We start from the raw sequence: 12,617 nt of genomic DNA on the forward strand, positions 1-12,617 counted from the left end.
GGATCAGGCGGCGCCGAGCGCTGCCAGCTTCTGGCGCAGCACCTCGTTTTCCGTCATCAGGGTAGCGACGCGGTCCTTCAATTCGCCGACCTGGCTGCGCAATGCCTTGACCTGGTCTTCCGGCGAATCGGACACGGTCTCCTTCTTCGGCTTCGCGCCGGCCTTCTGCTCGCGCACGTGGCGTGCTGCCTGCTGCAATTCCTTGCGGCCACCGGCGACGGCGGCGACCTGCGCTTCCGGCGGCAGCGACGCGACGCTGGCCGCGGCGCTGACGGAAATGGTCCCGCTGCGCACCGCGTCGACCAGTTCCGGCGCGGCCGTCTTGCGGATGCGCTCGATCTGGCTCAGCGTGTTCGCCGACACGCGCGCGGCCTTGGCGACATCCTCGCGCGTGCTCCACGGCGGATCGGACGGGTCGTCGGCAGCGTCGGGCGCGGCCTGTTCCGGCGCGGCGTCGGGCGGCTGCTGTGCGGCGCGCTGGGCGGCCCGCGCGGCGACGATCTCTTTTTTGCGCAGCGCCAGCATGCCGCGCTGGAAGTCGGACACGCTGCGGCGCGCGAGGTTATTGTCGATCACCCACAGCATGACGTCTTCGAGCGAGTCGAATTTGTCGTTGGCGACGGTGCGGAACGGGATGCCGTGCTTCTTGCAGATGTCGTATCGATTATGGCCGTCGATCAGCACGTCGCGCCACAGCACGAGCGCATCGCGGCACCCGTCGGCCAGGAGGCTGCGTTCGAGCGCCGCGTACTCGACGGGCGTAAGGGGATCGATGAAAGAGCGGAGTTCGTCGTTGATCGTGATGTCCAATGGTTTTCCTTGCTTGAGTCCTGGCGCGCGGTGACGGCCGCACGCGTATCGACCCGCATGCTACACCAAGCGCGGTGACAAGGCTGGCCGAACGGGTGCACAATTATCCGCACTCAGCTGTTGGAGAAGGATCGATGAACCGCCGCCGCGACCGCATTTCCGCCCTGTTGATCGACGCCGTACTCGATGCCAGCCCGCAACATGGCATCGCCCGCGCCGCGCGCCTGCTGCACGAGGACGGCGTACCGATCGACGTGGCCCTGCGCGTACTGACGCGCCCCGTGCAGCGCCGCCACGGCCCGCCGCGCGTGCACCCTGTCGTGGCCGTCGCGAGCGTTTTGTTCGCACCGTTCGGCTCGGCCGACCGGTGGCCGGCGCCGGCGAACCGGTCGTTGCGCTCCTTCTGACGCTCTCCGGATCGTCAACGTTGCATTTTCGACCCTGGACAGGCCTTGGCTGTGCTAGAATCCTGCGCGCTGCCCGGATGGTGAAACTGGTAGACACCCGGGACTTAAAATCCCGTGCTAGCAATGGCGTGCCGGTTCGATCCCGGCTCCGGGCACCATCAGATCGTCTCTCGCCCTTCCCTACCGTCCCCAAACCTGCCGTCTTCCCTATGACGCGGCGGGTTTTTATTGTTCAGTTTGTCTCAGGTCAGCGCTGACCAGCGCAGAGCTTTGACGGTATCTGTGACGGTATACGCCAGATGAGTAAAGTCGTATACCGTCACACGACTGATTGGAGGTGGAATGGCACTCACGGACACATTCGTCAGGACGGTCAAACCGACCGGCAAGGCGGCTAAGTATACGGACGGTGACGGTATGTACTTGCTCGTTACCTCGGCGGGCAAGTACTGGCGGATGGACTATCGATTCCTTGGCAAGCGAAAAACTCTCGCACTCGGCACCTACCCGGAAACCTCCTTGGCCAAAGCGCGGGGCCGCGGCAGCGAGGCGAGGACGATGCTCGCAGACGGTCTAGACCCAGGCGACGAAAAGCGCAAAGCGAAACAAACCAAGCTTGCCAGGGCTGCACAGACATTTCAACAGGTCGCCGAACTATGGCTGGAGAAGACTGCGTCAAGCCGGGCCGCCACGACGCAGGATAAAGTGCACGGCTACCTCAAGCGCAACATCTTCCCCACGATCGGCAACGCCCCGATCTCCTCACTCAAGGCGACCGATATGCTCGCGTGCTTGCGGAAGATGGAGGCGCGCGGCGTCGGAGAGTCCACCCACCGGGTCAAACAGATCTGCGGCCAGGTCTTCCGCTTTGCGGTTGCCAGCGGAATGGTCGAGCGAGACTTCACCGTGGATCTGAAGGGCGCCCTCAAGGTGATCAAGACGAAGCACTACGCTGCGGTTACTGAACCGCAGGACGTCCGCAAGCTGATGACGGCGATCTATGCGTATCACGGTCATCCCTATGCAATCGCAGCGCTCAAGCTGTCAGCCCTACTCTTCGTTCGTCCAGGTGAACTCCGCTCGGCGGAGTGGGCGCATGTCGACCTCGATGCGGCTGAATGGCGGATCCCAGGTGAGAAGATGAAGATGGGGCTCGATCATATCGTCCCCCTTTCGAAGCAGGCCCTCGCGATCCTTCGTGGCCTGAAACCGATGACAGGCCATGGCAGGTACGTCCTACCAAGTATACGCACGGACGAACGCTGCATGAGCGAAAACACCGTCAACGCGGCGCTGCGGAACATGGGGTACGAGAACGAAGTAATGACCGCACATGGCTTTCGTGCGATGGCGCGAACGATACTTGACGAAGTGCTTGGGGAGCGTGTTGATCTCATCGAACACCAGTTAGCGCACTCGGTGATCGATCCGAACGGGCGCGCGTATAACCGGACGGCACACCTACCAGCGCGTAAAGAGATGATGCAGCGGTGGGCGGACTACCTTGACCAGATCAGGCTAGGCCCACTTTAGGGAGCGCCTCAAACATTTCAGTGCAATCCCGGCCTGACTCACACTAACCGACCTCCACAAAAGCCGGGGCGGTTCATCTACATCTATTGGGTTCAAGGTAAGGTTGGCTTCTCTGAGCGCCCTGAATATCGCTACGTGTTGCACGTAGTCGATCATGGGGCCTCTCAACTCATCTTCTCCGGCAACCAAATGAAAATTCTTCTCAATCAACTCGACCGCTCGATAGTGATTGGGCAATAAGCACTGTGACTCAACGAGCCGACCAGCTTCAGTTGGCATGTTCTCGGCACTCACATGTAGACCTGGCACCTTCTTCCAGACGGCACCGTCGATCATAAGATACAGCGTTAAAGGCCAAAGAAACTCATCAAGTCGGCGCTGGAGAAGATCGATTTGTCCATCAATAATTCGAAGTGACGCCTCTCGCTTACGTCGGGCCGAATCATCAATGGCCAATAGGTGGCGATCACGCGATTTGGAGCACATATTTAAGATATGGGTAAGGAGGCCGCCGAACAAAATTCCAACCAATGCGAGCGCGGCCTTGTCCCATACAAGAAGACGTAAACTGTCTTGGTATGTCATCGGTGTCATGTGTCTTTTCCGGTCAGTTAGTAGGTTCAACGAACGGAGTGTCCAATGTGCGCTTACCGATGGACTTTTTGCGCCTCAACAGCTCCATGTCATTAGCCCCGGCGAACATCGATTCTCCGTCTTCGAATGACTTCGCGCTCGTCATCAAATTGCGAATCGATATCATACAGGTAGGTCCGCAAGCCGTGGAATTGTTCCAGGACACGATCAAGCATCGCGTGTACCTTTGCTAGCCGGTCATTCAGGTACCACCCATGTGCGAACCATACGACGGCGCTGGTGATGATCACTGTACTTTCGATGCTCATGGGTTTCCCGTTTAGGCCGCCGACTGGGCTGACTGCCTGTAGGCCTTCTCAACTTCGCTTTTGAAGATCCGCTCGCCGGTAACAGCGTGCTCGACCTAAACTCGCCAACCATTGGCCGCTACCTTTTCTGCAGCCTCAACGACATCACTGCGTCGACCCGGGCCAGAAGCGCCAGTGCGCACGCCGGTGAACATCGCGGGGTTGCCGGCGACGTACTTGAGGACCCAGCGCTTTCGCGTGACCATTTTTTCCTTTAGGATACGTCGACTTCCAGAAATCGACCTACTCCATCATGATTTGTGGGCACAATAGAAACAATAGTTGAGCCAGAGCCAGATTGATCTAAAGGTATGGACGTCAAATTTAGAATAAGATCGCCATCCAGAACTTGGCCAGTGGAGTAGGGTTGCACGGCCCCAGACGGAACCGCTCGAAAATCGACGTCAATCTTTGCCCAGTCGGTCAGGGAATCAGTCATAAAGCGACTCTTAACATCGACTGTCCTTGGCTGAGCAAAATGCAGTAGACATTCGCAACGTGCAGCAGCGTTCCGCATGTTTAATCCCAGCGCCTTATTATTGTCCTCGATAAGAAGAGGACCTCCCTTGAAGTCAAACGACACGCTTCCATTTACGCCGATTTCTGAACACCAAACCAAACTAACGTCATAGGTACCCGGCATGACCCAAACAGCTGCCGCCACCTTCGCATCTTGAATACCGTGCTTTGGAACAAAAACCTGCGAGATCATTCCAGAAAAACTTGGCCCATTCAACCACATTTGCAAACGAAGTCGATCTTGTTCGACATACTTATCTACACCTCCCGCGCAGTTCAAAACCATGAGACAGGCTATAGGCACATGGAATGATTGAGAGGCGCTGGATGTCCAGTTGATCGGAACGTCAGTAAATCCCGTAGCCATTTTTCTCATGATCGATTCTCCATTGTCACGTGCTGGAAGAGCCATATCGACTCTGGGTAGCTCAGATTAAAACGATTTATACTGTTTTCCTTGGAATGCTTACCCACCTGGCAGGCCTGAAGTGCAGTACCAGTGATACTCACGGCCGTTTTTCGTTCGAGTCTCCTGATAGTCGAAATGTGCGGTGTGTTGACCATCTTTATAGTCTGACTTGCGCTGCCACCTCAACGTGACACTGGCCGTCACCTTTCCGCCTTTGTTGTCGTAGCTTACGTACACAGGATGCGGATGAATGTTCGTCTCAGCAAAATAGCTTAGGAATACCCTTCGCAGATAGACGTCGAGTTCATCTTGAACGTCCCGAGTCGGTTCAAAGAATCTTTTCACTTTTCGTCCTAGACGCAGAGCGACGACCCAGTGCCAATACTCCACCTCACCCTTGATGCGATGATGGATCGCTGCGATGGCCCTCTCGGGCAGCCGTTCCCAGTCGTGGGTTGTTACCTTGCGACCGGCTTGAAGGTCGAAAGCTGCGAGCAGCTGTCTCATAGCCTTAAAGTTCGTGTAGAACGAACGTTCTCCCTCACTTCAATGAAGCTCCTGCACTGCGACCTCGAATACTCTTTGATGCGTGGTTCGGGCAAGCGTTGCAACGCACGCGATCCCGCAGCTCGTGCGAGACTCTTGCAGAACTCGAATATATCGGGCAATGGTAGTCATTGTTTTCTGCCTTAAGGTGCTTCCCAATTATTGATCCCGGGATGCACTTCCACGTTCGCCCAACTCTTACCGTTTGCTTGGCCGAAGCCGGTTACGAAGTAGCGGAGAGGCACTGTCGGAGGAGAACGGCGTCCAGGTTCACGATGTCCATGCCACATGCACCTAATTTGATCTAAGGCAGCAATTGTTAGCTTTACCTCTCGAATCTCGTCCGGCGGAGTGTACAAACCGACGTTATCCTTGTTCACCTCACTCTGCGCAAGAATTGCATTACCAATCTGTTTTGAAATCGTCGCAGTTTCCGGAAAGCTATCCCAACGTTCCGCGGTGAGCGACGTGAACGAGAAAGTCGTAAGTTCATGCTGTCCCATAATTTTTCCGATGACTCAGCATTTCGCTGCGTGTCCCAGTGCAGTCGCAGCGGCGACTCGGACTTCCAAGGGGGCAGTAGAACTTTTGGCGAAGTCAATCAACGCGGCGCGTGCGGCGGCGCCTCCAGCAAAGCCTAAACCTACGGCCGCACCAACTCGTACTGGAAGCGGGACCGTCGAACTTTTCATAAAATCTAACAATGTATCGATTGCTTTATTTTGGTCTGCCACGAAATACCTCACTTTTGTTGCCTGATGCGGCATCTGGCCGCAAGTCAGTGTGCCTCTAACGGCACCATAATGTTTTCCGATCCCTTTTAGGATGAGGTCTTGACAGTCAGCCAAGGTAGGTCGGCGCAGAAGCCATGCTTAAGTCGCAGGCCGCACCGCAGGGTGTGCTCCATCAACACACTGCGGGTTCCAGTAGACATGATCGAAGCCGCTGAGCATATGAACACTTTCAGCCTCGCGCTGTTCCTGTGGCTTCTCGAGAATGACCTCGTGCGTGTCGAATGTGTCAAACTTCCGGTTTGATGCGCTACGTGAAACAAATCGAGTGCCACCCGTATAGCCACCGAACGAGTTTTTGGCATCAACCACGCCGCAGATCGCAATTACGTCCTCGTCACCGTTGGCTTCCGCGTGATGGACAATGTACGAACTGCGTATGACCATTGACTCTGGGTCTTTCATCTGCGCTCGAAGCTTGTCTATCGTGTTATCCATAGCCCAGCCTTCCGGTCCAACAGCTTTGTTGCGGATATATGCACTACCGATTAGGACTAAAGGTGCTCCTACGACCACTACCATGAGCCATTTCAGTATTTTCATTCCACCATCCCTATAATTATTTTGTAATGCTTAGGTTTTTTTGCTGATATCGCGATTTTGTCTCGCTACTGATGCTCACGAATGCGCTTCAGTCCAGCCTCAACATGCTCGGCCCAGCCTGTCTTATGTGACGCAAACCATGCTTTTGTTTCTTCTTCGGAGGTCCCACAATCCTTGTCAATTTGTGCTTTCCTCGCCGCAGCATTGGCAGCGTTCGAGGAGAACAAACTGTCGGACTGGTCACAGCCCGTGAGGACGACGAGTGTAACAGTAAGTACGGGGATCAAGTATTTGCGAATCACGGTTTTCCTTTGTGTTTTGCCTAGTTCACTTAGGTGGTGCACCAACTCGCCAGCGCCCGGAAGATTTCCGAGCGAAATCGACCTGTATCGTACCGGCCTTCCTCGTCGTTTGCATCCGTCACATCATTCTCTTTCGCCCCATTCGCGCCCACATGGGCAGCTGGTTCCCACTGGTCCCTCTCCAGTCCCGCAAGTTTGGTGGATCGGAATAATGCTAAAGAGCCAGCCGGTGTAGCCACAAGTTGTTGATTTCTTCGGTGGAACAACAACATCTGGCCCGGGCGGGATGGCATCTATCTCTTTGTCGGCAAGTCGCGCGACGTCCTCTATTTTGAAATTAAGGGCGTTAAACGCTGTCATGTCAGGGATCTTATGCTTTATGCCCAACTGTACCCAATAGATATCCGGGCGCGTCCCATCGCGATATTTGATAATCGAGTTATGCGGAATTACACTTGGGATGGGATCAATTTCTTCGGGCGGTAGACGGCGAATGTCCTGCGGCCTGTATCCGCGCGCGTTGAATACAGCCATGTTGGGTATGAGTTCTTTGTGTCCGTCATGGATCACCCAGACGGCATTGTCGTCCAGCCGACGCACCAACGTCCCGTCTGGGATCTGATCGGCTAACGCCACAACCGGCACTGTTCCCACGATGCTTAACGTAAGTGTCATCGACATTTTCCACATGGGCCTCTCCCAGTTTTCCGCGACTGTCATCCGTCAATCGTCAAACCCATGCACAATGGAGCTTCCCATGCACATGCAGCTGATTCCTGCACTGGGGAGCAGATAGCTCTTGCCAACCGGTAATTCTCAACCACGTGAGAACTGCGACCGTCAAAATCGACCGTTTCTCACCCATTTGGCCAAACGCCTTCGTTGGCTTTGTACTTTTCGACCGGCCCTTGGTCGTCGAAAACGCCGAGCTGGCCATCTCGCAGCACCCTGTACTGATCGCGGTTCTCGTCCAGGTACTGCTCGCCATGCTTCGTCAGTGGCCAGCCTACGCTGCCAGTATCGCAGAAGCGATTGCGAGAAACCATGAAGTACCGATTGCCTACCTTCTCGATGCTAGTGGTTTCGCCCGGACGCCGCAGCCACGTGCCCAAGACCTTCCGTTTCGACAGCTCGGGGAGTCGCACCAGGGAGCCGCCGCTAAACTCCTTTTTGGCGCGCTCAGCGGCGTCGGGCGGAACGCAGGATGCCGCGGTCGCTGGCACTGCGTTGCCAATGGCCGAGCACACTACCAGAGCACGAACAAGTAACCCGACCTTTCTGCGCACGGGTAAGCTTTCCGCTGTTGTACCCGATGACGGAAGAGTTTGCGACATAAGATTTTCCCTTATTTCTAATTGGCAAGCCGTATGCTTGAGAATACGCGAGCGCCTTCACATGTTTTAGTTTTTTATATCGTTGCGCTGCACGGTTTTACTTACTAGCCCAGCTGCGCCACCGAGGCAAGCGCTGTAACGTCCGTGCACTTGTCCGCGATAGCCTGCCGTGCCCTCGACGTCCAAAATTGCTTCACCGAGGTAAGGAAGCGCACGCTCGACGATGGGAACTTCGTTCCAAGATTCTTTGAAAACGTGGTCATTCGCTCCTTCGATGGTCATAGCCTCTTTACAGGTTGCCGAAACCCAAACGATTTGGAGAGGCGTAATGTTGGGCATGGAATTAACGGAGCCTGCAAATGCTAAACAACTCAACGGCAAACATTACGCTGAGGAACGCAATGTTCGGTCATCCATTTCAGGCTTTCGGCCCGGGCAGCAGCCACCTCGGCTTTTGAAACGCCGTATTGGTTTACCCCGGTACTTCCCTCCATAGCTGCAGCCTTCGCCTCTTCTGCCCCCACAGCTGCCGCTGCTGAAAGCTCGGATTGAGTTCTTGCGGTGGCCGCAGCGGCAAGAGATGGCGACAACTGCGCATTAGATCGTGCGACATCCCCATTGTGTACGGCAATCTCTGGTCTTTTGGAGTTGTCGAGGACAGCAGGAATGTTCGCCGCATTCTCGAGGTCCTGCTGTCTTTGGCGATCTTGCTTGCCAGACAAGGCTGCTGCAATCAGGATTCCAGTCGTGACCGCGAGGCTACAACACAAAATGATCGCGCCAATTTCAGATTTTGTTTTCATTTTTAGTAAGTCTCCCAGCGTACTGAGGCATTTTTCCTTGGCCTTTTCACTGTGCCGCAAGTTGCCGTCGAAATGCATATCCGGTCGCACCGACGTCCGGAAAGCTTGTAGACCAGTTCCCGCCGCCGCCACCGACACCAAACGGCTCCCAGCCGTCAGCCAGTAGAAGGGAGATCGCTCGAATTTCGAGACTACTTTCGAGAACTCCAGCCTTCACACCTCGCTGTGCAAGGAAATCTTTGAGCTTGCGAAAACTTTTGCAACTTTCAGCTTGCGGATGAAAGAAAGTTACCTCTGCACCAGAGGTAACTGACGGGCGAACAAAACAAAGTTCCCATTTAATATTCATTTGAACTCTTTTCCGCTCACGTAGCCAAATAGTGTTTAAGGTCGGAGGACGCTGTGTCTTGGATTGTTTTCCCACATTTCGCAAATTCCGTAGCAGGCATCGCACTTGACCACCCCGGCACTTGCCCACCTCGTTCTAGACGAATTAAAACTCCCCGGTGACACTCATTTGCACTTCTTGCGCCAGGCGTAACTCACCACCAGAGCCGAGATAAGCTGGGGGGACTACTTTGCTTTTCTTCATATTTTCCTTGAACTGTTTCAACCTATTGAGAAGTAGCTGCAATGGTCAGAACCTTTGAGGCTACGAAACACAAAGCGCCCAACACAATGAGCGCACGCTTGAAACCGAGTCTTTCTGACGCCTTGTAGAAAAGAGTTAATGGCACGCCTAGTGCGACAGTAAGTGCCCCGAAAGCAAATAGCCAAGCATAGAAAGCCACTATCCCCATTACGGCGGTATTTGCAAGGCGATGCAGCCACCCGAGTTCGCGCCACACATCGTCTAAATAGAAACCAAACAAAGACAGTAGATGTTTGAATGTTCCACCAGTGGCCAGGATTGCGATATAGAGGGCTACAGTACCTAGGAAGCCGTATGCCGGAGTGGCCAGCGCGCCTCCAAACGTAATTGGCCGAATTAGTGACCGGGTCGTTTCGCTCGAGTGGAAATTCTCTCCCAGCTTTTCAAGTCGGCTGCCGTAGAGATCTGTAGTAACGAGGAAGAAGCCAACTATGTCAAGGCCAATCGCAACATGTTCAGCATTTGTCATTATTTTCCTCGCAGCTGATCGAATATAGCTTCCACCTGTTCGCAAGCGACGGCATTAGCCCGTGCGCTATATTTTTCCATTCCTTTCAGGGTGTTCACGGCGTTTCTTCAAGCGTTAGCGCAAGCGGCGCCAGAATAGCTAGCGAGAGTAAAAGGCATCCGCCGAACAAAATAGCATCAACAGCAGCTCTCATGAGTCGCAAACCCCGTTCTTCTGGCGAAAGTATAAAAAATGCTTCCATCGCAAAAACGTATGCGCCGGTAACGCTTAAAGCGAGAGTTCCCGCTCTTGCACGTTTCGCCAAGTACAGAACACCGCCAAATAAAAAGCCCAAAATGGCAACTGCCTCAATGAAATCTGCCCTCCACAGTTATCGACAGTCGACTGAAACCATCAACGGCGAAGCATGAAATTTTGCAACACTTATGTTTGGAAACTTTCAGTTGGATCAATAGTCGTTCTTTTCTGTGCGTGGCAAATCTACTCGTTGGGCTTTGCGCGGCTTTTCCTTGACTTATTGCCCAGCACTCTCGACAGCAGCGCGACGGATGATCGCTGCCATCGTTTCGATGATTGCCCGGCGATCTTCTTCGCCTACGCGCTCCATGTGAAATGCTTCTTCCAAATAGGCGCCGTGGTCGTCGCTCAGCTCCTGGACAATTCCCCGTGCCGCGCGATGCGCCCAATCGGTAGCCGGCGGCGGATTGATCGTGGGGTCCTCGTGCCAGTTCGCTCGATGCCATTCCTGGCTAGCGTCAAATAGTGATTCGTCACCACGTCGCAATGCGCGAGCGGCCATCTCATCAGGTGTAATCGGCATGCTCTTTTCCTTGTCGTCCCGGCCGAGCATCGACCGGGATGCTCTCATTCAATACACCGGTATCGCCGTTTTCGAAATCTTCAACTTGCACGTATCAGCATCGGCGCGCGTGTTGGAGCAAACTGCCTTGAGCCGGTACGTCCCAGGTTGGTCGATCGTAAAACGATATTCGCTAGAGTAACGATCCCCGCCATCCCGTCCCACTTCTACATCGTCTTTGAATACGACGACGCTTGAGGTGTTTCCAGGCTGAGTGTTTTTGGTCGTGCAAACACCAATTACATCGACGCTTGAGCCATCCTTCACACGTATCGTTTGCTCGTCGTAATCCTTGCCCTTACTTCCTGGCGCGGCGAAAGATTCGGACACACAAAACACCGACAGCACAAATGAAACCGACAACACAAGTTTGCTACGCATCTGGGCCTCCGAATGAAAACTGCGGCGAAGTAATATACGTTAACTATTGCCCGCAGGTCGCAATAGTCACGACTGCTGTTCTTTTCCTAGACTTTGGCTCAGTCACGTCCAAGCCAGGTTATTACGAAATCTGTCTGCTCGCAAAAGACATCCAGCCCATGCAGCCGGATGTCTTTCATAAATTCGTCGGCGGCTTGCTTGCCGAACCAAACTTTGACTCGGTGACGGCTGCTATTTATGTCCAACTTTATCTTTGCGCGTACTAAATCCAAGGCGAGTCTTAACTCGGCAACGACTGCCGGATTACGGCTTGTACCGAGGTACGCACCGCTCTTGAACTTCGAGAATCGCTCAAGTACCTCATGGCCGGAGGCGCCAGTGTGGGACGTGATCGCCCGTGCTTTTTTCTGCAGATCTAACCCACGCTCCCCAGCGTAAGTCAACACTCCCTGAATAGCTGCTAATTCTGAGTCAGCAGTGACACGCAAATTATGAAAGCTAACTCCAGCACTACTGATATGCATGCTAGATTTACCTGCGACCGCGAAGCTTACCCCAGGCATAGATTTCCGCAAGATTTGACAGGTACTCCAGTTCTGGGCCCACGCTGTTAAGTGTTGTTTCAACAAATCTGAATTGACCCGAACGTTGCCGTCGTTACCACCAACCGGCGCCGCAGATGTCGGAACGAGCAACGCAAAACTAGTTTCCGAAGCGACCAGTTTCGTGCCCATCGCTAGTGGTTCACTTAACTCAAATTTGTTCACGGTAGGCGATCCTTTCCCTCGCGCCGGCGCCAGCCGGATTTTTGCGCCGCGCGGGCACCGGGTTTTCCGTGACCGCTTATTCGAAGCCGATCTCGTTTGCTTGGACCTCTACTGAATGTCGATCCCACTCGCCACCGCGGAGTTTTGTGCGCACTTTCACCTCCATCGTAGCGGGAGCTCGGACCGTGCCATCTTGCACGTAAATCGTCCCCTCTGCCATCAGATCTGTGGCCTTAGCCATCCCGCGTTTGATACCGCGGATGTACCATTCCAGCGCTTTCTCTTTGAGAGCATCTGGAATTAATTCAAGTGCAGCTTCGAAATCCTCGGAAGGATACTTGGAGTGAGACGGCTTTTGACCTACTGCGCTAGCAATGCCGTTGACGGCTTTACGATAAGTAGCAGATGAAGCTCCGCTTGGTGATTTGCTCATATTTTCCTCATTGACCAGCACAGCGCCGGCCCTCTCAATGCCGCGGCCGCGTCGAGCGCGGCGTAGGTACTGCTGGGCCTTTTCCGCTGGATTGATTACTCTGCTTCGATGCGGTACT

19 protein-coding genes and 1 tRNA gene are annotated in these 12,617 nt (G+C 54.4%); 4 read left to right on the forward strand and 16 right to left on the reverse strand.

Annotation, left to right across the window (positions count from 1 at the left end; translation table 11 throughout):
• Positions 1 to 3 precede the first annotated feature (3 nt).
• Positions 4 to 810: a hypothetical protein gene (locus NX784_RS24925; protein WP_258819380.1), complete on the reverse strand. Its 807-nt coding sequence runs from the start codon at positions 808 to 810 to the stop codon at positions 4 to 6.
• Positions 811 to 944: 134 nt separating this feature from the next.
• On the opposite strand from NX784_RS24925, the gene NX784_RS24930 reads away from it, so the two are divergent.
• The 3 genes from NX784_RS24930 (at position 945) to NX784_RS24940 (ending at position 2,750) form a co-directional block, all read left to right on the forward strand.
• Positions 945 to 1,217 carry a hypothetical protein gene (locus NX784_RS24930; protein WP_258819381.1) on the forward strand — a complete coding sequence of 91 codons (273 nt, stop codon included), beginning with the start codon at positions 945 to 947 and terminating at the stop codon, positions 1,215 to 1,217.
• Between the two features lie 71 nt (positions 1,218 to 1,288).
• Positions 1,289 to 1,375: transfer RNA gene (locus NX784_RS24935), tRNA-Leu, on the forward strand.
• Between the two features lie 184 nt (positions 1,376 to 1,559).
• Positions 1,560 to 2,750 (forward strand): tyrosine-type recombinase/integrase, encoded by a 1,191-nt coding sequence (locus NX784_RS24940; protein WP_258819382.1) that lies wholly within the window; start codon positions 1,560 to 1,562, stop codon positions 2,748 to 2,750.
• Here the strand turns inward: NX784_RS24940 and NX784_RS24945 are convergent.
• The 11 genes from NX784_RS24945 to NX784_RS24995 all read right to left on the reverse strand — a co-directional run bounded on the left by NX784_RS24945 (position 2,736) and on the right by NX784_RS24995 (position 10,059).
• Positions 2,736 to 3,344, reverse strand: coding sequence for a hypothetical protein (locus tag NX784_RS24945; protein ID WP_258819383.1), 609 nt, complete (start codon positions 3,342 to 3,344; stop codon positions 2,736 to 2,738). The genes NX784_RS24940 and NX784_RS24945 overlap by 15 nt on opposite strands.
• Positions 3,345 to 3,436: 92 nt before the next feature.
• Complete coding sequence (locus tag NX784_RS24950) at positions 3,437 to 3,652, reverse strand: hypothetical protein (protein ID WP_258819384.1); 216 nt, start codon at positions 3,650 to 3,652, stop codon at positions 3,437 to 3,439.
• Positions 3,653 to 3,905: 253 nt separating this feature from the next.
• A complete protein-coding gene (locus NX784_RS24955) occupies positions 3,906 to 4,586 on the reverse strand; it encodes a hypothetical protein (RefSeq protein ID WP_258819385.1) in 681 nt (226 codons plus the stop codon).
• A 90-nt stretch (positions 4,587 to 4,676) separates the two neighbouring features.
• Entirely contained in the window at positions 4,677 to 5,126 is a 450-nt protein-coding gene (locus tag NX784_RS24960) for a hypothetical protein (RefSeq protein WP_258819386.1), read from the reverse strand.
• A 911-nt stretch (positions 5,127 to 6,037) separates the two neighbouring features.
• Positions 6,038 to 6,499 (reverse strand): hypothetical protein, encoded by a 462-nt coding sequence (locus tag NX784_RS24965; protein WP_258819387.1) that lies wholly within the window; start codon positions 6,497 to 6,499, stop codon positions 6,038 to 6,040.
• A gap of 425 nt (positions 6,500 to 6,924) precedes the next feature.
• Positions 6,925 to 7,491, reverse strand: a complete 567-nt coding sequence (locus NX784_RS24970; RefSeq protein ID WP_258819388.1) for a hypothetical protein — start codon at positions 7,489 to 7,491, stop codon at positions 6,925 to 6,927.
• 167 nt (positions 7,492 to 7,658) lie between these two features.
• Complete coding sequence (locus tag NX784_RS24975) at positions 7,659 to 8,087, reverse strand: hypothetical protein (protein WP_258819389.1); 429 nt, start codon at positions 8,085 to 8,087, stop codon at positions 7,659 to 7,661.
• A gap of 114 nt (positions 8,088 to 8,201) precedes the next feature.
• Positions 8,202 to 8,417: a hypothetical protein gene (locus tag NX784_RS24980; RefSeq protein ID WP_258819390.1), complete on the reverse strand. Its 216-nt coding sequence runs from the start codon at positions 8,415 to 8,417 to the stop codon at positions 8,202 to 8,204.
• 89 nt (positions 8,418 to 8,506) lie between these two features.
• Positions 8,507 to 9,016, reverse strand: coding sequence for a hypothetical protein (locus NX784_RS24985; RefSeq protein ID WP_258819391.1), 510 nt, complete (start codon positions 9,014 to 9,016; stop codon positions 8,507 to 8,509).
• Positions 8,985 to 9,287, reverse strand: coding sequence for a hypothetical protein (locus NX784_RS24990; RefSeq protein ID WP_258819392.1), 303 nt, complete (start codon positions 9,285 to 9,287; stop codon positions 8,985 to 8,987). Before NX784_RS24990 ends, NX784_RS24985 begins: the two co-directional genes overlap by 32 nt.
• A 265-nt stretch (positions 9,288 to 9,552) precedes the next feature.
• Positions 9,553 to 10,059: a hypothetical protein gene (locus tag NX784_RS24995; RefSeq protein WP_258819393.1), complete on the reverse strand. Its 507-nt coding sequence runs from the start codon at positions 10,057 to 10,059 to the stop codon at positions 9,553 to 9,555.
• Between the two features lie 191 nt (positions 10,060 to 10,250).
• Between NX784_RS24995 and NX784_RS25000 the strand changes: the two genes are divergently transcribed.
• Positions 10,251 to 10,469 carry a hypothetical protein gene (locus NX784_RS25000; RefSeq protein WP_258819394.1) on the forward strand — a complete coding sequence of 73 codons (219 nt, stop codon included), beginning with the start codon at positions 10,251 to 10,253 and terminating at the stop codon, positions 10,467 to 10,469.
• 104 nt (positions 10,470 to 10,573) lie between these two features.
• Here the strand turns inward: NX784_RS25000 and NX784_RS25005 are convergent, their stop codons facing one another.
• From NX784_RS25005 to NX784_RS25020, 4 genes are all read right to left on the reverse strand, one after another.
• Positions 10,574 to 10,879 carry a hypothetical protein gene (locus NX784_RS25005; RefSeq protein ID WP_258819395.1) on the reverse strand — a complete coding sequence of 102 codons (306 nt, stop codon included), beginning with the start codon at positions 10,877 to 10,879 and terminating at the stop codon, positions 10,574 to 10,576.
• A 48-nt stretch (positions 10,880 to 10,927) separates the two neighbouring features.
• Entirely contained in the window at positions 10,928 to 11,299 is a 372-nt protein-coding gene (locus NX784_RS25010; RefSeq protein ID WP_258819396.1) for a hypothetical protein, read from the reverse strand.
• A 98-nt stretch (positions 11,300 to 11,397) separates the two neighbouring features.
• Positions 11,398 to 12,066, reverse strand: coding sequence for a hypothetical protein (locus NX784_RS25015; RefSeq protein WP_258819397.1), 669 nt, complete (start codon positions 12,064 to 12,066; stop codon positions 11,398 to 11,400).
• Positions 12,067 to 12,142: 76 nt separating this feature from the next.
• On the reverse strand, positions 12,143 to 12,617 hold a 475-nt coding region (locus tag NX784_RS25020; protein ID WP_258819398.1), incomplete at its 5' end, for a hypothetical protein.

This window comes from Massilia pinisoli (assembly GCF_024753285.1).
In the GTDB taxonomy this organism is placed as follows: domain Bacteria; phylum Pseudomonadota; class Gammaproteobacteria; order Burkholderiales; family Burkholderiaceae_D; genus Telluria; species Telluria pinisoli.